This window comes from Bacillus sp. F9_6S_D1_P_5, from assembly GCF_054823925.1.
On sequence record NZ_JBTREW010000005.1, the window covers coordinates 220,246 to 240,831 of the forward strand.

The 20,586-nt window shown below is 33.3% G+C and carries 21 protein-coding genes and 1 pseudogene; all 22 read right to left on the reverse strand.

Annotation, left to right across the window (positions count from 1 at the left end; translation table 11 throughout):
• Positions 1-4 precede the first annotated feature (4 nt).
• Positions 5-883, reverse strand: coding sequence for a glucose-1-phosphate thymidylyltransferase RfbA (gene rfbA, locus ACUXEY_RS08900; protein ID WP_461300506.1), 879 nt, complete (start codon positions 881-883; stop codon positions 5-7).
• Positions 884-931: 48 nt separating this feature from the next.
• A complete protein-coding gene (gene murJ, locus ACUXEY_RS08905) occupies positions 932-2,440 on the reverse strand; it encodes a murein biosynthesis integral membrane protein MurJ (protein ID WP_461300507.1) in 1,509 nt (502 codons plus the stop codon).
• A gap of 11 nt (positions 2,441-2,451) precedes the next feature.
• Complete coding sequence (locus ACUXEY_RS08910) at positions 2,452-3,507, reverse strand: polysaccharide pyruvyl transferase family protein (RefSeq protein WP_461300508.1); 1,056 nt, start codon at positions 3,505-3,507, stop codon at positions 2,452-2,454.
• A 28-nt stretch (positions 3,508-3,535) separates the two neighbouring features.
• Positions 3,536-4,438, reverse strand: coding sequence for a glycosyltransferase family 2 protein (locus tag ACUXEY_RS08915; RefSeq protein ID WP_461300509.1), 903 nt, complete (start codon positions 4,436-4,438; stop codon positions 3,536-3,538).
• A 132-nt stretch (positions 4,439-4,570) separates the two neighbouring features.
• Positions 4,571-5,836 carry a hypothetical protein gene (locus tag ACUXEY_RS08920; RefSeq protein WP_461300510.1) on the reverse strand — a complete coding sequence of 422 codons (1,266 nt, stop codon included), beginning with the start codon at positions 5,834-5,836 and terminating at the stop codon, positions 4,571-4,573.
• A gap of 18 nt (positions 5,837-5,854) precedes the next feature.
• Positions 5,855-6,667, reverse strand: coding sequence for a glycosyltransferase family 2 protein (locus ACUXEY_RS08925; RefSeq protein WP_461300511.1), 813 nt, complete (start codon positions 6,665-6,667; stop codon positions 5,855-5,857).
• Positions 6,668-6,803: 136 nt separating this feature from the next.
• On the reverse strand, positions 6,804-7,490 hold the full coding sequence (locus ACUXEY_RS08930) for a sugar transferase (protein ID WP_461300512.1): 687 nt from the start codon (positions 7,488-7,490) through the stop codon (positions 6,804-6,806).
• 18 nt (positions 7,491-7,508) lie between these two features.
• On the reverse strand, positions 7,509-8,390 hold the full coding sequence (gene galU, locus ACUXEY_RS08935; protein ID WP_461300513.1) for a UTP--glucose-1-phosphate uridylyltransferase GalU: 882 nt from the start codon (positions 8,388-8,390) through the stop codon (positions 7,509-7,511).
• 241 nt (positions 8,391-8,631) lie between these two features.
• Positions 8,632-9,399 (reverse strand): tyrosine-protein phosphatase, encoded by a 768-nt coding sequence (locus ACUXEY_RS08940; protein WP_461300514.1) that lies wholly within the window; start codon positions 9,397-9,399, stop codon positions 8,632-8,634.
• Between the two features lie 108 nt (positions 9,400-9,507).
• Complete coding sequence (locus ACUXEY_RS08945) at positions 9,508-10,209, reverse strand: CpsD/CapB family tyrosine-protein kinase (RefSeq protein WP_128805219.1); 702 nt, start codon at positions 10,207-10,209, stop codon at positions 9,508-9,510.
• Complete coding sequence (locus tag ACUXEY_RS08950; protein WP_461300515.1) at positions 10,199-10,942, reverse strand: YveK family protein; 744 nt, start codon at positions 10,940-10,942, stop codon at positions 10,199-10,201. The genes ACUXEY_RS08945 and ACUXEY_RS08950 overlap by 11 nt, the downstream gene beginning before the upstream one ends.
• Positions 10,943-11,217: 275 nt before the next feature.
• The gene (locus tag ACUXEY_RS08955; protein ID WP_461300516.1) at positions 11,218-11,895 is read right to left on the reverse strand and encodes a CpsD/CapB family tyrosine-protein kinase; all 678 of its coding nucleotides are present in this window, start codon (positions 11,893-11,895) and stop codon (positions 11,218-11,220) included.
• A 364-nt stretch (positions 11,896-12,259) separates the two neighbouring features.
• Positions 12,260-12,694, reverse strand: coding sequence for a 3-hydroxyacyl-ACP dehydratase FabZ (gene fabZ, locus ACUXEY_RS08960; protein ID WP_000931959.1), 435 nt, complete (start codon positions 12,692-12,694; stop codon positions 12,260-12,262).
• A 492-nt stretch (positions 12,695-13,186) separates the two neighbouring features.
• Positions 13,187-14,188 carry a rod shape-determining protein gene (mreB, locus tag ACUXEY_RS08965; RefSeq protein WP_000457986.1) on the reverse strand — a complete coding sequence of 334 codons (1,002 nt, stop codon included), beginning with the start codon at positions 14,186-14,188 and terminating at the stop codon, positions 13,187-13,189.
• 161 nt (positions 14,189-14,349) lie between these two features.
• Positions 14,350-14,622, reverse strand: coding sequence for a sporulation transcriptional regulator SpoIIID (gene spoIIID / locus ACUXEY_RS08970; RefSeq protein WP_000544012.1), 273 nt, complete (start codon positions 14,620-14,622; stop codon positions 14,350-14,352).
• Between the two features lie 304 nt (positions 14,623-14,926).
• Positions 14,927-15,061: a hypothetical protein gene (locus ACUXEY_RS08975; RefSeq protein ID WP_000008903.1), complete on the reverse strand. Its 135-nt coding sequence runs from the start codon at positions 15,059-15,061 to the stop codon at positions 14,927-14,929.
• Positions 15,062-15,202: 141 nt separating this feature from the next.
• On the reverse strand, positions 15,203-16,108 hold the full coding sequence (locus tag ACUXEY_RS08980; protein WP_461300517.1) for a peptidoglycan DD-metalloendopeptidase family protein: 906 nt from the start codon (positions 16,106-16,108) through the stop codon (positions 15,203-15,205).
• A gap of 161 nt (positions 16,109-16,269) precedes the next feature.
• Complete coding sequence (locus tag ACUXEY_RS08985) at positions 16,270-16,974, reverse strand: ABC transporter permease (RefSeq protein WP_461300518.1); 705 nt, start codon at positions 16,972-16,974, stop codon at positions 16,270-16,272.
• Positions 16,974-17,816, reverse strand: coding sequence for an ABC transporter ATP-binding protein (locus ACUXEY_RS08990; protein WP_461300519.1), 843 nt, complete (start codon positions 17,814-17,816; stop codon positions 16,974-16,976). Before ACUXEY_RS08990 ends, ACUXEY_RS08985 begins: the two co-directional genes overlap by 1 nt.
• 180 nt (positions 17,817-17,996) lie before the next feature.
• On the reverse strand, positions 17,997-19,004 hold the full coding sequence (locus ACUXEY_RS08995) for a LytTR family transcriptional regulator DNA-binding domain-containing protein (RefSeq protein ID WP_461300520.1): 1,008 nt from the start codon (positions 19,002-19,004) through the stop codon (positions 17,997-17,999).
• A gap of 108 nt (positions 19,005-19,112) precedes the next feature.
• Positions 19,113-19,360: pseudogene (locus ACUXEY_RS09000) on the reverse strand (fatty-acid--CoA ligase); the annotation flags it as partial.
• A 112-nt stretch (positions 19,361-19,472) separates the two neighbouring features.
• The gene (gene spoIID / locus ACUXEY_RS09005; RefSeq protein WP_461300521.1) at positions 19,473-20,492 is read right to left on the reverse strand and encodes a stage II sporulation protein D; all 1,020 of its coding nucleotides are present in this window, start codon (positions 20,490-20,492) and stop codon (positions 19,473-19,475) included.
• Between the last annotated feature and the right edge of the window lie 94 nt (positions 20,493-20,586).

Below are 20,586 nucleotides of genomic sequence, written 5' to 3' on the forward strand. Positions count from 1 at the left end.
CAAATTAGTATTTAATGCTACCGTTTGCTACTTTTAATAAATATTGACCATAGCCATTTTTAGAGCACTGATCACCTGATTCAATTAAAGTTTCTTTATTAATCCAACCATTAATAAAGCCAATCTCCTCAAGTGCTGCGATTTTAATTCCTTGATGATCTTCAACTGTTTTTACAAAGTTTGTTGCATCTACAAGACTTTGATGTGTACCTGTATCTAACCATGTGTAACCACGACCTAATAATTCAACTTCTAACTCACCATTATTTAAATATGCTTCATTTATAGATGTAATTTCTAATTCTCCACGTGCCGATGGTTTAACATTTTTCGCAATTTCAACTACACGATTATCATAGAAATATAAACCAGTAATTGCATAGTTTGATTTTGGCTCTTCCGGTTTTTCTTCTACACTCAATACTTTCCCATTCTCATCGAATTCAACTACACCAAAACGCTCTGGATCATGTACATGATAACCAAACACTGTAGCTCCACTTTCTTTCTGAGCTGCACGCTGTAACATTTTGCGCATTCCGCTACCATAATAAATGTTATCCCCTAGCACCATCGCTACAGAATCATCACCAATAAATTCTTCACCAATAATAAATGCTTGTGCTAATCCATCTGGACTTGGTTGTACTTTATATTGAAGAGAAATACCAAATTGAGATCCATCTCCTAACAAAGATTCAAAACGTGGTGTATCCTCTGGTGTTGAAATAATTAAAATTTCACGAATTCCCGCTAACATCAGTGTAGATAGTGGGTAATAAATCATTGGCTTATCGTATATAGGTAACAATTGTTTACTTGTTACCATTGTTAATGGATATAATCTCGTTCCACTTCCACCTGCTAAAATAATGCCTTTCATTCTTTACAGCTCCCATTCTAGTTTTTATAATATATTAAAACTTCAAAATCACTGAGAATTATTCTTAACTTTTAACGCTCCCAAAATTAATTTTTTCTGTGTAAAGTAGGACATTGAAATAAATACTACTCCACCTATAATTACAAGAATAAACAATTCAACTATAGGATATAAATCTAATTTCATTAAAACCTCTTTCAATCCAAGTACTAACAAACACATCACAAAACCATTAAGTGTAAGAATACAGTGATTTTTTAACATCTGCTTCCCACTATCTAATGGGCCAATTTTCCCCTTTAGCTTATTATAGGATAGTACTAATGATATAATTGATGAAAGGACTGGCCCTATGGCTATAGCATAAACTTTAACGAAAGGAATTAAGAGAATAATTAAAATAATATTAATCACTACTACAAATAATGAATTACGTGATGGAGTCCGCGTATCATTTAGACAATAGAAACTCCTATATATATAGTCTCTAACAGTGTTAATGGGAAAAGATAGAAATAAAATTGCACTCATTAAATATACTTGCTTTGTATTTTCCGAACTAAAATTCCCCCGCTCGAAAAGGATTTCTATAATGATATCGCCTACAGCAATAAACCCAAATACAATTGGGATGACTAATAAATTTGTCAAGCTTATATACGTAATCAAAGATTTCTTGGCATTATCAATACTCTCATCAAATTTTCTTGCCAAATTAGGATATAGTATCATGATGATATTTAAGATTATTAAGCTATGGAATATATTCACAACTTGATTTCCATACCCAAAGATTGATACATATCCAGTTCCAAAATAACTAGCAATAAAATTAGAAAACACTAAAGACACTTGAAATGCTGCCGAACTTAATATAATTGGTAAAGTGTTTTTCATTAACAATTTAAAAGTAGGATTTGAGAGCTTTAAGCATAATTTCAATTCAAATGCTATCTTTCTTTGCTTTGTTGCAACATAAATTGCTTCTACAATAAATGAAACCCCTAATACAATTGTTATAGCATGCATATTAGGATTTGCTGAGAAAACAAAATAACTCACACTTACCATACCAGCTAATAAGGTTGCAATTTTAGGATTAATAAAGTCCTCATTTGTCTGTAAAAATGCTGTAGAAATTCCTGTATACACCTTAAATAATTGTGAGATAGCTAAAATTAAAGTTAATTGAAATGTTAATACTTGTATTTCTCTAGCTTGTCCAGGTGTAAACAAACTAATTAACGGATAACCAAGTATAAAAAAGAGTAAGATTAGGGACAAGCTAAATAGCCCTAGTACTGTTATAAATGTATTAATGGATTCTCTTTTCTCTTTAGAATCATCTAAATTTGACAATAACGGTATCAAAATAGTCGTAACAGCCGCTGAAACAATTCCCATAGTACTAACAGTAAGTACATTGGCTAAATTATAAGAATCCATTTCAGCGCTAACACCAAAATGATTTGCCATTAGCATATTTCTAACCATCATTAAAAGCTGCGTTATTATTGTTATAAGCGCTAATACTGAAAAAGATTTAACCAACTTCATAAATGTTCCACTCATTTTCTCAATAAATTATCTAAATGTAAAAAATGTCCTTGTGCCTTCTTGGCCAATTGAACAATTTCATCTTTTCTATATGCTTCTTCACCTTCAATAAGGTTCTTTTTTACCTCTGCAACATTACCTATCGATATCTCTTCAAGCCTCATATATTCTAAATCTATCCTTAAAAATTTCATTGTATTTAATGTTTTTTCACTATATATCACAGGATAAATAGTTTGACCATTAATTAAAGATATAATTAGCGAATGGAATCTAGCTGTAATCATCGAGTCACATTGAGAGTATTTTTCTAAAAAGGATTTTATATTTCCGTCATAAGAAATAACCTCTACTTCTTTTTGAGCATTATTGTCCAATTTCTTAATTACCTTATTTATAATTTTATAATCACTAATTTCACTAGTATTTTGAAATGCAAAAATTCTTATTTTTTTATTTTCATCTACTAACTCTTTAATCAAATTTACATTAAAATCAATATAGCCTTTTTCATTATTATTTTTAGGCCAATTAATTATTGAAATTCCTAGAATATTAGTTTTTTTACTCTCTCGTTCATAACATTTCTTTGACAAGACAATGTCCGGATGTACGGTAATATTAATGCCTTTATCTTTTATTAAGTCGAAAGAATATTGATCCCTAACCGTCATATGTGTGAGTTTCTTAAAGGTTCTCAAATACTTTTCTTTGTATTCTACCGTTTTATATGGACCAAAATTACATCCTAATACAAATGTAGATTTTCTAAATAATTTAAATATGGAAACTGTTAAATCAAATTTCCTCCATGCTTTCTTCCAATCTTTAGGTTCTTGAAACATTGAACCTCCAATAAATATATAAGCATCATATTTTATAATATTCCGCAAAACTTCCTTGCGGCTTTTATAATTTACACGAGGATGATTAGTAAAAGCCTTACATGCCATTTCATCACATAGCATAAAATCAAAAGTAACATTTTTATATCTATCTACTAAAATATCAAGGAATAAATCATCCCCTAAATTATTATTGAAATATGCATCTACTGCTACTCTCACTCTATTCACACTTCCTTTATATCTCGCTCTAATAAACTTGCTTTTTCTTACGGATTTTATTTTTTAATATCACTACTTTTTTCAATAGTCTTTTTGTTTTAGGGGAATTAATTATATAATTAACATATTTTAAATATGGAGCAATTATAAAAACTGAGATATCCAAATTATCTATATCATCAGCATCATATTTTAAACAATAATTCACAAATTGCTTCATTATCTTCAAATCCCTAATTAAAGATTTAGAATCAACTTCCTTTTTAATCCTTAATAATATGTAAAACTCCCCTAATAACATATTACGGTAATCTATCATTGTATTATTTTCATGAACAAACACATCAGCCCCATAATAATCTGTCTGTGAAAATATATTTACCTTTAATAATGTTTTCACCCAGAAATACCAATCTTCACAATAAGATAACTTTTCAGGATACTGACCTGCTAATTCTTTTTTAAAAATAACTGAGTGAATCGGAAATAAATTTTTCCTTAATAATAACTTGTCCATTTTTTTTCTAGAAAGAGATTTAGCTTGCATTTTCGTTATCAATTGATTTCTCTTCCAGTAATTAGTTCCGCATTGTACCGCATCAATCGCAGAATTTCCTTCCAATAAATGTATTGCTTTTTCAATTTTTTTCGGATCTATTGTATCGTCTGAATCCAAAAATTGAATATACTTTCCTTTAGCTAATTTCAATCCTGTATTTCTTGCTATAGATCTACCTTGATTTTCATAAAAGTTATATTTAATTCTAGAATCTTCAATTGATCTTACTATATTCCCTGTGTTATCACTTGAGCCATCATCTACAACAATTATTTCTATATCCTTATATGTCTGATTTAGGCAAGAATAAATAGTATTTTTTATTGTATTTTCTGAATTATAAGCAGGAATTATAATTGAAACCTTACTCAAATTTAAATTCCCCCCTTTAAAAATTTTTAATATTTTCAACTTGATAAATGGTCCACATAAATAAAAAGTCCCTAAAATTAAAGGGGCTTTTTATTTATAGACAGATTCTTTTCAGTCAAAAATTATAGTTTTTCAATCAATCTTAGTATTTTCTGTTTCCGTTGTACTATTGTTTTTCACAAAAAGTGCTACAAATAAAATTAAAATTGCTACCATAAACATTGTGTAATGATCTCTAAATGGTTGCGTTATGAAAGATAGAAAAGCAAATATAACGATGAAAGTTATATATAAGCTAACTGCTTGAATATCAAATTTCCGCTTTAAAGCCCCAACTGCAACTAAGGCATACACATTTAAATTAACTAAATAATACCAAATACCACCTTGAATTAACATTAACGAAAAACTATTTATGCCTAAATTTTTATGAATCATTTGGGTTTTAAAATCAATATTATTTATCCCCAATCCTAAGCCATCCGCATGATAGTATTTAAATGCTAGATAATTCAAATAGGCACGTTCATTATGGGTATTCAGAGCAGCATTTGTATCAAAATCTAAAGCTACTTCAATTAAACTATCTACCTGTTCCTTTACTATGTCTATATACTCATACATTATAAACCCAATTATAACGCCTATGCCACCTAGAAAAAGTAATTTAACAACAGCCTTGACAGTGATTTTATTACATAAAAATACATATCCTAAAATTACTGCTATAAATAAAATTGCAGTTGGAATAAACGCCTTATTTTCATTAAAATATGATAAAAGTAACATAATCGGAACCTCTAGTACAAACATAAAAAACCATTTTTTATTCCGAGTTATCAAGTAAAATAATAAGTTACCTATTAACAAGCTTACCCAAAAAACATTTAAAATCCCTGTTCCAAATGGTCCCATAAATCCTGTCATATGATCAAAATTGTACATTCCCCATGATAGGAAACGCCCCATCATAAAGTTTTCAGTTAAAAATTGTATCACTATAATAGGAGTGTTTATCCAAAAATAAACATTCAAAAATCGCATCACTTTTCTGGATGTTTGTAAAAGAATATCAAAAGAATATCTCTGATTTAAATATGAAAAATATATTATTAATGTGATTGGCATAAGGGCCATTATAATATTATCAGAAAAGACTTTACCCGCCCCATATTCCATCACATTTAAAGACACACAGAAAATAAACATACACACTGATATAAAATACCAAAGGTACATCCCTAAACTTTTCTTACTAATTTGTACAAGATTAACAAAAACATAGATCAACAGAAATATATCTAATATATACCATTGTTCGTAGAAGACCTTAATATACCTTAAAAAGAATACTCCTATAAGAAGCATGAAAATGATGTACTGATCTGCTTTTTTCATTCTCCAAACCTTTCAAAATTAATTATTCATTTCGTCCTGAATTTTACTACATATATTCTTCACTTTTTTATCAAAGAATAAAAACCTCTTCACATTAAAAGGGTGAATCCAGTGCTTTTTATAAAGTTTTTTCTTATTTTGAGCAATTAGATTTGCTTTTTCACCCTTAAAAGATGTACTACCATAATGAAAAATAAATGTATCATCCGCTAAAACATTTTTATAACCACGCTTGATTACTCGACATGAAAAATCTTCTTCTTCTCCATACCCCATTCCAAAAGAATCATCATCAAAGAAACCAACCTCATTAATTATACTTCTTTTAATATACATTGCATGTCCTACAGCTGTAGGTAGAGTTGGATAAACCCTTTTTGAGACTCTCTCCACTAAATTAGCAAATTCTTCAATTGTATACCCTTCAGGTAATTTATTATCTTGGTTAAAATACGGAACCGAAGCAATCGTACCATTATTAGTTAACGCTGTCACTGTACCAACTTTTTGATTTGAATATGCAGCATTATACATTTTATCAATCCAATTTTCTGTAACAACAGTATCAGAATTTAATAAAATCACATCATTCTCAGATAATTTCATTCCTCTATTGACAGTCTTAACAAAACCTAAATTATTCTCATTACTTAAAATCGTAACACGTCTATCATCAATACTATTTAACAATTCAAAAATATGCTCATTTGGTGACTTATCATTTATAAAAATAAAATGATGCTCTACTAAATTTTTAGATTTTAATAACGATTCAACGCACTCTCTTGTTTCTTCGTACCCATTATAAACAGGTATAATTACATCTATCATTTTACACTCCTAAATTATGCTCTGACTTCTAGACTACTTTTTTCACTAGCTTTCATTATTTATATATGCATAAAGATTTTCTATCTTTAAATTTATATATTCACGCTCTTTTCTAAAATAAAGAGAACTAAGAATTTTAATATGCTTCCTTACTACAAAATACTTCTTTCACTGTCTTGAAAATAATAATAATATCAAATAGGATCGATCTTTTTTTTATATATTGTAAATCTAATTGTACCATTTCTTTAAATCCAAGGTTATTTCTACCACTTACTTGCCATAGTCCCGTACAGCCTGGAATTACTAGCAATCTTTGCTTATCATATGCTGTATATTCCTTTACCTCTCTTGGTAAAGGCGGCCTTGGACCTACAAGACTCATTTCACCTTTTAAAACATTAATTAGCTGAGGTAGTTCGTCTAGACTTGTTTTCCTAATAAACTTTCCAATTTTTGTTATTCTCGGATCCTCTTTCATTTTAAACATAGCACCGTTCACTTCATTATATTGCAGTAAATCTTTAAGCCTTTCTTCCGCATCTGCAACCATAGAGCGAAATTTATACATATGGAACTCTTTTCCATCTTTACCTACACGAATTTGCTTAAAAAGTACTGTTCCATTTGGATCCTCATATTTAATGATTAACGCTATAATTAAAAAAAGTGGTGATAATATAATCAAACCACATAATGCCCCTATAAAATCCATGCAACGCTTAGCAAACAAATACCCTTTACGAGCATTCACCGCTTCCCAATCTATTTTTTTCTCATTTACCTCTGTGACATCCCCATCAGATAATTTTACCAAGGTCAAAACTCTTCCACCCCACTTTTATATATGTATATTTTCTTTTTCAACAAGCCCACTCATATATTTCATTAATTCATCTTTCAAATCTTCATTCTGAAGTGCCATTTCAATCGTTGTCTTAATAAACCCAAACTTCTCTCCAACATCATAACGAATACCTTCAAAATCATAAGCAAACACTCGTTGAATTTCATTTAACCGTTGAATTGCATCCGTTAACTGAATCTCTCCACCTGCACCTGTTTGTTGATCTTCAAGAAACATAAAAATTTCTGGCGTTAATACGTAACGACCCATTATCGCTAAATTAGATGGTGCTGTACCTTGTTTTGGTTTTTCAACAAATTGACGCACTTGATAACGACGTTCATTTTGTTCAATCGGATCGATAATGCCGTAACGATGTGTTTCATTTTCGGGCACTGTTTGTACACCAATAACTGAAGATTGTGTTTCTTCATATTGATCCATTAATTGACGTAAACACGGCGTTTCTGCTTGTACAATATCATCACCAAGTAATACTGCAAACGGCTCATTGCCAATAAATTTACGTGCACACCATACCGCATGTCCTAAACCTTTTGGTTCTTTTTGTCTTATGTAATGAATATTAATTTTTGATGATGCTTGTACTTTTTCAAGCACTTCCAATTTTCCTTTTTCTAGTAAGTTTTGTTCTAACTCAAAAGAATGATCAAAATGATCTTCAATCGCACGTTTTCCTTTTCCAGTGACAATAATAATGTCTTCGATTCCAGATTCTATTGCTTCTTCTACTATGTATTGAATTGTCGGTTTATCGACGATTGGTAACATTTCTTTCGGCATCGCTTTCGTTGCTGGTAAAAATCTCGTTCCCAGACCAGCAGCTGGAATAATTGCCTTTTTTACTTTTTTCAATTATAGCCCTCCACATCTTTTTATCTATATGTAACAATAACAAAAACCCTACCTATGAAGTCATGTTTATAACTCCATAGGTAGAGTTTCTATTACAAATAAATTATGGGCATCTAACCCATCCTCACGTCATACTCCCGACGACAAGCGTCTAAGGTAGGTTCGAAATAAAAATTTCTACCCACAGCACGACCGAGTGCCTCCGTTGATAACGGTTAGGAGACATCACCAGGTTCTTTATTTAAAAAATACCGAACAATTTTTTACGACGAATTTGTTCTGGATCTTCTTTATAAATTGCTTTCCCACTAATTATTAAATACGGATTCTCTCTTAAATCATTCATAACACTTGCGCCGAATTCTTTCTCAATTAGGTCATAGCTTTCTGCTAGATGAAATCCTCTTGATGTCGTGTTATGTGCATCTGATGCGATCATATGGGTTAAATTATGCTCTACAAGTTGTAGTGAAAACTTTTTAATTTTCTTACCGAATTTTCCTAGTAAGCTGCCTGCTGTTACTTGTGTAAGTGCACCCTTATTAACAAGGTTATATAACTTATCTGGCCTCTCGATTAACTCGGCATTACGTTCCGGATGAACGATATTTGGAATCATTCCTTTTACACGTAGTTCATAAAATAGTTGTTCTGCATAACGAGGTACATGATTAGATGGAAATTCAATGAATATGTACTTGTTTGTTTCATTTAAAGTAACGATTTTACCAGCTTCATAGTCTTCTAATAAATCACCATATAACCTGACTTCTTGTCCTGGTAAAATGGTAAGTGGAATATTATGTTGTTGCAGTTCATCATTTAGTTGTTTTACTTGATGAATAATTGAGGTACGTTCATTTATATATTTTCCATTTTGATGGTGTGGTGTTGCGACAATTGTATGAACACCTTCCTCTATTGCCTTTTGCGCCATCACTAAACTATCTGTTACTGTCTGTGCACCGTCATCGATACCAGGTAAAATGTGACAATGTAAATCTATCATTTGTTTCATCCTCCCTCTCTCATATAAATCTTTTTTCCCTTGAATATGAGAAATCTCATATTCAAGGGAAAAAAGGAGATATGTTCTTCCCATATCTCACTCTTTCAATTAATTTGCACCGTAGTAATAATATAAGCCCTGCTCACGTTCACGATCATTCAGAACAACGCCTAACAGTTTACCTTTTGCTGATTCTAATAAACCTTTTGCTTTTACTGCTGATTCTTTCTCTGTCGATTCACTACGAACAACTAGAATAGAAGCATCACATACATTTGCCATAATTTGCGCATCTGTAACAGCTAAAATTGGTGGTAGATCAAAAATAACCAAATCATACATACTGTATGCTTGCGCAAGAAGTTCTTGCATTGATTTTGAGCCTAACAATTCCGCTGGATTCGGCGGGATTGGACCACAAGCTAAAAAGTGTAAATTATCAACTGATGTCGTTTGTACACATTTTTCTAAACGTTCACTATGTGTTAATACGTTCGTTAGCCCGAAAATATTATCGACTTGAAACATTTGATGCATCGCTGGTTTACGCATATCCGCATCAATTAATAATACTTTCTTGCCTTGTTGGGCAAATACAACTGCCATATTCGCTGTCGTTGTCGTTTTCCCTTCACTCGGATTTGCAGACGTAACCATTAATGAATGTAAATTTGTATCAACAGCTGCAAATTCGATATTTGTTCGAATATTACGATACTGTTCTGAAATTGGTGATTTCGGTTGTTGATGAGCAATTAATTGACGACGTTGGCGATGATTTTTTTTCTTTTTAAATAAATTAAGAGCCAATTGTTTGTCCCCTCACTTTTCTTGATGATGGAGCATGTGATTTCACACTTGTTGTTTCTTCATCCATACGAGCTACAATACCTAACACTGGTAATCCAAGTAAGTTCTCTACATCTTCTTCTTTTTTTACTGTGTTGTCTAAGTACTCTATTAGGAATGCAAGACCAACTGAAGCCATTAAACCAAAAGCAAAAGCAATTATTACATTTAACATTGGATTCGGTTTAATTGGTGATTGTTTCTCCACAATTTCTGCTTTTGATAATACTGTTACATTATCTACACTCATAATCTTTGCAACTTCACTTTTAAAGACTTCTGCTGTTGTATTTGCAATATCACGAGCTAACTTCGGATCTTTATCTTGTGTAGTTACTGATACAACCTGTGAATCTTTTTCATTCGTCACTTCAATTTGTTTATTTAATTCTTGCGTCGTTATATTTAAACCTAACTTTTCTTTCACTTGATCTAAAATAACAGGACTCTTAATAATAACCTTATATGTATTGGTCAATTGAATATTTGTTTGCACTTCATTAAACTGAATTGCTGCACCTTCTTGTTTCTTCTGGTTAACAAGAATCTGCGTCGAAGATTGATAGATTGGTGTCATAAAGAAGAAGCTAATGATAGCACTTACAATAGCTGCACCAAAGGCGATTACGAGGATCATTGCTAAACGTTTTTTTAAAATATGAAATAACTCTTTCAAACTAATTGTTTCTTCCATAAGTTCCTCCAACTTTCTAAAATTTGCACATAACAAAAATTATAACATATAATCTTACATTTTTTTATTTTAGTAATATCTATGTACGATTGTTATTTAAAAACATATATAATCTTACAAAATAATCTTAAATATGACAACACATTCCATCAATTTGCCAAAAATTCCATTATATCATATTTTTCGTATAATACGATACTAAATTTAAAAACAATTCAAAAAAGCTAGTAAAAAAATTACTAGCTTTTTTGAATTACTATTTCATACATTATTTTCTAATAATATCCATATTGTTCCTGTTCTTCTCTTTTATCGTTTAATATAACTCCAAGTAGCTTTCCGGATGCTTTATCTAATATTTGTTTCGCTTTTATTAGTTTATCTTTTTCTGTTTTTTCACTACGTGCTACTAATACAACTCCATCACATTTATTAGCGAGTATTTGTGCATCTGTAACGGCCAATACAGGTGGTGTATCAATCAGAACGATATCAAACATGTTATATGCCTCTAGAAGTAATTCGTCCATTTTACGATAACCTAGTAATTCTGCTGGGTTTGGTGGGATTGGACCCGCTGACATAACATATACGTTTTCTATGTCTGTTTTTTGAATACATTGCACAAATGATGCTTGTCCTGATAATAGATTCGTTAATCCATTTGGATTGTGTGCAGCGAATAAATTTTGCAATGTTGGCTTACGTAAGTCAGCTCCAATTAACAATACTTTTTTCCTTTGTTGTCCAAAAACAACTGCTAGATTAGAAATAGTCGTTGTTTTCCCATCACCTGGGTCTGCTGAAGTGACAATGATAGAACGAATATGGTTATCTACAGATGTAAATTCAATATTTGTACGGATATTACGGTATTGTTCCGCAATACGTGATTTAGGCTCTTTATTTGTAATTAATTGTCTTAATGGCTTTCTTTTCTTTCTCCCGAACATGTTATAGTCTCCTTTTTCAGAATACGTCATTTTCCCCTTTTTCTCTTTTATGCTCGATATGCTACGCCAATTTTTCATTTACTTCTACCGTTAAATTTCTCCATTACTTTCCTCTACAATTTATCATAACGAATCAGAATAACCTTTGTCCTACCTTACACCTTATATAATGTGACAACGACTTCTCTATTTTTATCGCGCTATCATTTATCTTAATTTCAAGATATTTATAGCGTCATTATATACGAACTTCCATTCATTTACAATTAAAATTCTGATTAATCTGTATTTTATGTTTCGAACAAAAAATACATGAATTAAAAAAATTCTTCCGCCTACGCAGAAGAATTTTTTTAATTCACACCTATTCTTTTTTATCACCAATCGCAAATGTAATTTCAGCTTCACATGCAACTTCACCATCTACTGTTGCAATTGCTTTTCCTTTTCCGATTGGACCACGTACACGTGTCATTTCTACTTCTAGACGAAGTTGATCTCCTGGACGTACTTGTTTTTTGAAACGACAATTGTCGATACCTGCGAAGAAAGCAAGTCTTCCGCGGTTTTCTTCTTTCTTTAATACAGCAACTGCTCCAACTTGCGCTAATGCTTCTACAATAAGTACACCGGGCATAACTGCATAGTCAGGGAAGTGCCCGTTAAAGAATTCTTCGTTTGCAGATACATTTTTAATTCCAACCGCTCGTTTCCCTTCATCTACTTCTAATATTTTATCAACAAGTAAAAATGGATAGCGGTGAGGAATGATTTCTTTAATTTGTTCTATATTTAGCATGTAACAATCGCCCCTTTTGTAATATTGGTCTTACCACTTGGACATATTGTTTATTATCCCATTTTGTTTATTGTTTGTCATTATAAAGTGAAACTTTACTTCCTATTTATAAAAAAATGCATACACTCTATTCTCTTAAAATAGCTGCCTATACTTGCAACTGACACGGAGGTAGAAAAGAGTGTATGCCCAGATTAGGGAAAGGCAATATGTATTTGAACATGATTTGCCTTAATGTCGTATTCGACTCATTATATTATAAACGTTTTCAAATAAGGAAATATTAAATTTAACCATATATATGAATATTTTACCTGTTTTCTTCATTTTTCTTTATTTTCCTTCTATTTTCTCAATAAATCAAAATGAAATAAAAAAATAAAAGAATAAAAAAACAAAAAGAACTACGGTTCACACCGTAGTTCTTCTCATCTGCTCTGCTATTTGTGAGCTAATAATAAGCGGGGAATCCCCACTTATTAAGGTTTCACTTTATCGTAAAGCACGACGTGGTAATTTATCGATATTCTCTAACATAATACCTGTACCAACTGCAACGCAGTGCATTGGGTTTTCAGCAATTAATACTGGTACTTTTAGTTCTTCTGCTAGAAGCATGTCGATACCGTGTAGTAAAGCTCCACCGCCTGTTAGAATAACACCGCGGTCGATGATGTCCGCAGATAATTCTGGTGGTGTGCGCTCTAGTACGCCTTTTGCAGCTTGTACAATAACAGCGGCATTTTCTTTTAATGCTTCTGTAATTTCTTCAGAGCATACTGTAATTGTGCGTGGTAAACCTGTTACCATGTCACGTCCGCGAATTTCAAGTTCTTCACTACGTGCACCTGGGAATACTGTACCAACTTTAATTTTAATATCTTCTGAAGTACGTTCTCCGATTAATAGCTTATACTTACGTTTAATGTAGTTTAAGATCTCCATATCAAACTTATCGCCAGCCATTTTGATAGAGGAAGAGGTAACAATATCACCCATAGATAGTACAGCGATATCTGTTGTACCTCCACCAATATCAACAACCATGTTACCGCTTGGTTGGAAGATTTCCATACCAGCACCAACTGCGGCTACTTTTGGTTCTTCTTCTAAAAATACTGTTTTACCACCTGAACGTTCAGCAGCCTCACGAATTGCTTTTTGTTCTACTGATGTGATATTTGTTGGACAACAAATTAAAATGCGAGGTTTTGAAAAGAAGCTCTTTACGTCCAATTTGTTAATGAAATACTTTAACATTGCTTCTGTAATTTCGAAATCTGCGATTACACCATCTTTAAGTGGACGAATTGCTACAATATTACCAGGCGTACGTCCCACCATACTTCTTGCTTCTTCACCTACTGCTAATACTTTACCTGTGTTACGATCAATAGCAACAACAGATGGCTCATTTAATACAATACCCTTACCTTTAACATGGATCAATACGTTAGCCGTACCTAGGTCAATTCCGATATCTCGCGCAAACATTCCCGTTTTTTCCTCCTCGATATTCAAAATCAGGTTACACCCGAATTCTTTTACACCTAATTTCTGATTTTATCATAAATTTAACAGAAACGTAATATTCGCAAAAAGAATTCTTCTGAAAAATATTATCAAATTGAAACGGAATGTTTGCGATCGCATATTTATTGACGTACCGGCTTTTCTACATCTTCTTTTCTATACTTTTGCTTTGTTGCTTCTCCGCCTCTTAAATGACGAATAGACTTATGATAATCAAGAATTTCTTTCACTTCATTTGCGAGCTCTGGATTAATTTCTGGTAGACGTTCCGTTAAATCTTTATGGACTGTACTCTTTGATACCCCAAATTCCTTTGCAATGACACGCACTGTCTTTCTTGTCTCCACGATATACTTACCAATCTTGATAGTTCTCTCTTTGATGTAATCGTGCACACCACTCGCCTCCCTAAATTGGATGTGAGAAGGGTGAAATGAGCCTCGCTGCATATGACTAAGAAGTAAGTGTGAGTGCTGTTTGTAAGCGTTAAACATTCTTGGATTTATAATGAAATGATTCACGATTTCTCACCTCAAACACTCTCTTTGCTTTGGTTTATACCATTGTATTGCCCGCACTACTGATATATGCTACATGTTCACTATTTTTGCGGACTAAGTTAAGAAAAATTACGTTTTTTTGTGAGAAATACGTTAACAGTGACTATTTTGACGAAAAAAATGACGCCTTATATAGGCGTCATTCTTCTCTTTCCAATTCTTCTTCTAACAATTGATGGTGGGGAACCTCTTTTTTACCAGCAATGTAATAATATAAAGTGAATAAAACAAACAATAAAATAATAGCAGTCGACAGAACAAACAAAAATGACACAGTATCCCCTCCCTTTTGTAATATATATTCGAGAATCTCGTCATTTTTCCTTGTTATTGCAACTTTTTTCTCGAAATTGAGTATTTTTATATGAAAATAAAAAAATCAGCCCTCCTAGTGAGAACTGATTTTTTCACTTTCTTATTCTTGTGAAGAAGAACTGTTAGATGATTCTGTAGAACCATTTGTTGATTTTTCTTCTTTCTTCGGCTCTTCTTTTTTGTCACTAGTCGAACCGCTTGTTGATTTCTCTTCTTTTTGAGACTTGTCTTCTGTTTTATTTTCTGGTTTCGTGCTCGTTGACTTTTCTTCTTTTTGAGATTTGTCATCAGCTTTTTTACCAGAAGCATTCGTTGCTTTTGCAGCACCTGCATCAGCTTTAATTTCTGCTACTGACTTATTGAAGTAGCGTTCAGGGTTCACAGCCACATTGTCTTTACGTACTTCAAAGTGAACGTGAGAACCTGCTTCTTTATTCATTGCACTTAGACCAGATTTTCCTAATACTTCACCTTGTACAACTCGTGCACCTTTTTCTACTTTTACACTGCCTAAGCTTTGATAAGAAGCTGCTACACCATTTCCGCTATCAACTGTTACAACATAACCAAGAAGTGGATCTTTTTCAGCCTTCGTTACTGTACCGCTTAAAGCAGCAGCTACATTGAATTCTTTTCCATTCTTCGCAGCAATGTCAATTCCTTTGTTTGGGGAATATGTGTTGTTATAAAAGACAAGTGCTTTTTCTTGTTCCGCCTCAGTTGCTGCATCTTCATAGAACTTCTTCTGTACGACTACTTCCACACTCGCGGCAGCTGGCATTTTCACTACTTCTGAAGATTTCGTTACTGGTACTGCTGGATCTTCCGATTGTGTATACGGTGTTGCTTGATCTTGGTTCGGAGTCTTCTTCGGATTAGCTCCTTGGAACCATAACGCAACCATTAAGATTACCGCAGCACAAGCAATGTACAGTGCCGGAAACACCCATCTTTTTTGAAATAAATGTACTACCTTTTGCGACTTTTTATTATTTCTTCCTCGCATTCCATCATCACCTCAGCAATCATTTTGAACAATATTCACGTATCCTATACAACGTATAACTAATTACTTTTCGACAAAATCTGTAAAAATATGTATAGGAATTGTAAAATTTCCGAGGAAATGATTGAAAAAAGAAAAAACTGAGCGTTTCAGCTCAGTTTTCAGTCTAATTGTTTCTTTTTATATACGATTAAACATGCAATAAGTGAAATAATAAGCCAAACTCCAACATTTAGCATATGCCCACTAATACTACTAAACCCAGCACCATCCACTAAGCTTTTAATTGCTTTTTCAAGATGAGATGTTGGAAGATAACTAATCATTGTCTTAATTACTTTATTTTCAACCATTGGCTCAAATTGTACAGCTAAATACATCGTCATTAATATCGGCATTCCAATTAGTGATGTTTGCGGGACAGACTCAGCTAGTAATCCAATCATTGTTCCAATTAAAATAAATAGAATTGTTCCACATAAGAAAATAAATGCTAGCAATAAGAGATTACCACTTAATTGATCTAAAATGAATAAGTTTACAATAGAAATACCTAACGTTAAACATGCTGTTAATATGCTTTTTCCAAGAAGAACTTCAACAGAAGAAGCTGGTGATAGCATTAACACACGTAACGTATGTTTTTCTTTCTCTTCTGCAATGACCATCGATTGAACAAACCCTGCAACAAATAGAAAGGACATTAAAGTAATAATGCCAACCCCCATGCGCCCTTCTCCAAATCTGCTAAATATAAATGCAAATATAATTGGTAAAGATGCCATTAATAACACTTGTGAATTCGTCTTAAAATCTTGTACTTCTTTTCTAAAAATAGCTGATACACGTCTCATTGAAAATGTCATTATAATCCCCTCCCAGTAACTTCAATAAAGATATCGCCTAACGTTGGCTCATAAGAATGAATAGATAATAGTTCTCCTTTTTTCATCCACTCTGAAATGCGTTTTGCACCTAATTCATCTTTTTGTACCGTTTCTTTCTTCTTATCCTTTAACACGACTTGTATTTGGTCTTTCGCGTATTGCAAGCGAAGGTTTTCTGGTGTATCAAGCGCTACAATTTCTCCGCCACATAGAAAGGCAATGCGGTTACAAAGCGTTTCTGCTTCGTCCATGTTGTGCGTCGTTAAGAAAATCGTCGTTCCTTCTTTATTTAAGTCTCTTAAGATTTTATGAATGTTTTGTACGTTTACTGGGTCGAGTGCTGATGTTGGTTCGTCTAAGAAGAGGATATCTGGTTTATGAAGAATTGCTCTTGCTAGTGTAACGCGCTGCTTCATTCCTTTTGATAGTTTCTTTACTAAAGTTTTTTTATCATCTAATAAGTTCACTTGCGCTAACACTTCATCGATTCGCTCTTTTTCGCAATCGTATAAGTCACAAAATAATAGTAAGTTATCATAAATGCTAAGTCTCTCATATAAACCGCTGTTGTCTGTTAAAATACCAATTCGTTTGTAATCGATGCTGCTTGGTCCTGTAATATCTTTTCCTAGTACCCTCACTGTTCCAACACTATGAAGTAATTGAGAAGTTAAAATCTTTACTGTTGTTGTTTTTCCGGATCCACTCGGTCCGAGGAATCCAAAAATTTCTCCTTGCTTCACTTCAATATTTACATTTCGAATTGCTGTTTTTTCGTTGAAACTTTTCATTACATCTTTCATTTCAATTGCCAATGTCATCTCGTCATCCCCTTTGTTTTTTCTTTTATAGATGAAAGTCGCTTTAGCGCTTTTCGTTTGTTTGTTTCGCTTTTCTTGACTCAATCATATGAAAAACAAAGAGTAGGCGCAGTAAAATACCGGTAAAAGGAGTATTTTTACCGGTGAATGAATCGTATTTTGAGCTTATTGGAGCAATTTTTATAGCCCAATCACACCTTTTAATTCATCCATTCGTCCTTTTGAAAGCGGGATTGAACTTTTTCTTTCGTCATCCAAAATTAAACTAAAACTATTACGAGTCCACGTAATCACTTCTCGTACTCTTTGTAAATTTACAAGGTACGAGCGATGACATCTAAAGAACCCAAACCCTGTTAATCTCGCTTCTAGTTCACTTAATGTTAATGCACATACGAAATCACCTTCACGCACATGAATATGTGTCACTCCATTTTGTGTTTCAATGAAATGAATTTCCATCGGATCAAGTAAAATGATTTTATCGTTTACTTTAGCTGGAATTCTTTCAAGTTTCATTTGCGGAATCATTTGAACAACCTTTTCTTCATCCACCTCTTCAACTTCTTCTTGTTCAATTTCTACTTTTTTCACACCATCATTGTTTAATATGTATACATCTTCTGTTAACGAAAGGGCATCCGATAGAAACGATGACGTAATAAAAATCGCTTTTCCTTGCTCTTTCATTTTCATAATTGCTTTCCTGATAATAATCGTACTCTCTGTATCTACATTTTGCTCTGGCTCTTCCAAAATAATTAAATCCGGATTATGAATCATAACTCGCCCAATATGAAGGCGACGTTTCTCTGAAAATGATAATTTTTCTATTTTAACGTTTAATTTATCTAAGAGACCGACATGTTGTACGACTTCTTCCGTGCTCATGTTTGATTCATAAAGCCCTATTAAGAACTTAAAGTATTCCTTTACCTTCAAACGGTCGTATGCTTCATCTTTCAAAAAACAAAAGCCGATGCGAGAATAATTTTTCTTTCCAATCGATTCTCCCTCAAATAGCACGTTGCCCGTTGAAGCTTCTTCCTCACCAATAATGATGCGATGCAACACTTTCGCTGTATGGTTATTACATTGCAAAACAACACATTGTCCTTGCTCAACCTCTAGCTCAACTGCCGGTAACTGGTTCGTCTTCCCTAATTGTCTCAACTCGAGTAACGCCATTCTGTCTCCCCCAAATGTTTTTATCTTATTATACCAAACAATTAATGGAAAATTTTGATATTTTATGAAGTATTATAAAAAGACGCAAGCGACGGGACGTTTTTGTCATTTTTCATGCGATACCGCCACAACAGATGCTTCTAACACTTTATCGTGTGACATTAAGGCATTTTCTAAATCTACGGAAGAAATCTATTCGTCTCCGCTTTTCAATCCGCAATCTTAATAAACCCTTCCGAGTCACCCCTGACAATATCTCCTGTATGAAGCCAACCATCTCTCATTGATTCTTCTGTACACTCATCCTTATAATAGCTTCCAGCGATCCACGGACCCCTTAAACAGAGTTCTATCATCGCTGAGCATTGACGATTTTTTTAATATATCAACAATTCAACAAGGATAACCTATCCACTAACAAAAGAAAAACCGTCCCAACATACCTCTTGGGACGGTTTATTTTGCACCTTACTTCTTCACCATTAACTTTCCTTCATAATCGTTCATCGTCTTTATTTCAACGCCTTTGTAGTAATGAGCGACGATATCTGTATATTTCTTACCTTCCGCTGCCATACCATTTGCTCCGTATTGGCTCATACCGACGCCGTGGCCGAAGCCTTTCGTTGTAACGACGATTTTATCCCCCTCTTGTTTCCACGTGAAGTCAGAAGAGCGTAACTCTAATTTGTCGCGTACATCTCTTCCAGTTAATGTTTTCCCTTGAAATGCTACATCTTTTACACGTTTTCCTTCTGTACGCCCTTTAATATCACCAACTTTTCCGTCTGTTAGCACTTTCACACCGAGACGTTTTTGAAAGTCAGCTACTGTAAAGGTTTGCTCGCTCGTAAATTTCGGAGAAGCTTGATCCCACGGACTATCTACGCTCTTTAAGTACGGATAATCATTTCCCCAATAATCAGCCGCATTTTCTGTCCGTCCATTACTCGTTGAGAAGAAGGATGCTGAGATTGGTCTTCCCTCATACGTTAAAACTTGTCCTGCGGTTTTCGAAACAGCTTCCTCGATTTTCTTCAAATTATTTTCGTAGTTATTGCCCCATTGTTTCTTCAATTCTTCTTTACTTTTGTACACTTGATCTTTCACCGTATCTGTCACGTCCGCATTGTTTTTCTTACCTCCGCTTAGCATACGCTGTACCACAAATGTTCTCGCTGCTAATGCCTGCGCCTTTAGCGCCTCTATTTCAAAACTGGCATTCATCTCAGAAGCTACTACACCGGTTACATACTCCTCCATAGGTAATGACTCTACCTTTTTTTGTTTCTCACGATATACAGCAACTTGAACCGCTGTATCCACTTTCCCTGGAGCTGGTATACTTTCTATCGCTGGAGGAGTTTTAGACGCTGCTTCTTCCCCTACTTTTGCTTTCGCAAATGGAATAACAAGAGCAGCAGGTACAATGATAACGAGCGCTATTAGAAGCGCTACTGTAATAAAAAGTGGCTTTGAAAATTTCATCTTATTTCCCCCAATATGAAAAAGCTTTACTCCATTCATTCTTATGGAACAACTCTTTCTTTTAGAACATACTTAAGGGGACTGGATAAACCGA

Excerpts from the sequence above, each read along its gene's own strand:
- rfbA (WP_461300506.1), bottom strand. The coding sequence starts at position 883 with ATGAAAGGCATTATTTTAGCAGGTGGAAGTGGAACGAGATTATATCCA.
- murJ (WP_461300507.1), bottom strand. The coding sequence starts at position 2,440 with ATGAAGTTGGTTAAATCTTTTTCAGTATTAGCGCTTATAACAATAATA.
- ACUXEY_RS08920 (WP_461300510.1), bottom strand. The coding sequence starts at position 5,836 with ATGAAAAAAGCAGATCAGTACATCATTTTCATGCTTCTTATAGGAGTA.
- ACUXEY_RS08925 (WP_461300511.1), bottom strand. The coding sequence starts at position 6,667 with ATGATAGATGTAATTATACCTGTTTATAATGGGTACGAAGAAACAAGA.
- ACUXEY_RS08940 (WP_461300514.1), bottom strand. The coding sequence starts at position 9,399 with ATGATAGATTTACATTGTCACATTTTACCTGGTATCGATGACGGTGCA.
- ACUXEY_RS08950 (WP_461300515.1), bottom strand. The coding sequence starts at position 10,942 with ATGGAAGAAACAATTAGTTTGAAAGAGTTATTTCATATTTTAAAAAAA.
- ACUXEY_RS08955 (WP_461300516.1), bottom strand. The coding sequence starts at position 11,895 with ATGTTCGGGAGAAAGAAAAGAAAGCCATTAAGACAATTAATTACAAAT.
- fabZ (WP_000931959.1), bottom strand. The coding sequence starts at position 12,694 with ATGCTAAATATAGAACAAATTAAAGAAATCATTCCTCACCGCTATCCA.
- mreB (WP_000457986.1), bottom strand. The coding sequence starts at position 14,188 with ATGTTTGCGCGAGATATCGGAATTGACCTAGGTACGGCTAACGTATTG.
- ACUXEY_RS08980 (WP_461300517.1), bottom strand. The coding sequence starts at position 16,108 with ATGCGAGGAAGAAATAATAAAAAGTCGCAAAAGGTAGTACATTTATTT.
- ACUXEY_RS08985 (WP_461300518.1), bottom strand. The coding sequence starts at position 16,974 with ATGACATTTTCAATGAGACGTGTATCAGCTATTTTTAGAAAAGAAGTA.
- ACUXEY_RS08990 (WP_461300519.1), bottom strand. The coding sequence starts at position 17,816 with ATGACATTGGCAATTGAAATGAAAGATGTAATGAAAAGTTTCAACGAA.
- ACUXEY_RS08995 (WP_461300520.1), bottom strand. The coding sequence starts at position 19,004 with ATGGCGTTACTCGAGTTGAGACAATTAGGGAAGACGAACCAGTTACCG.
- spoIID (WP_461300521.1), bottom strand. The coding sequence starts at position 20,492 with ATGAAATTTTCAAAGCCACTTTTTATTACAGTAGCGCTTCTAATAGCG.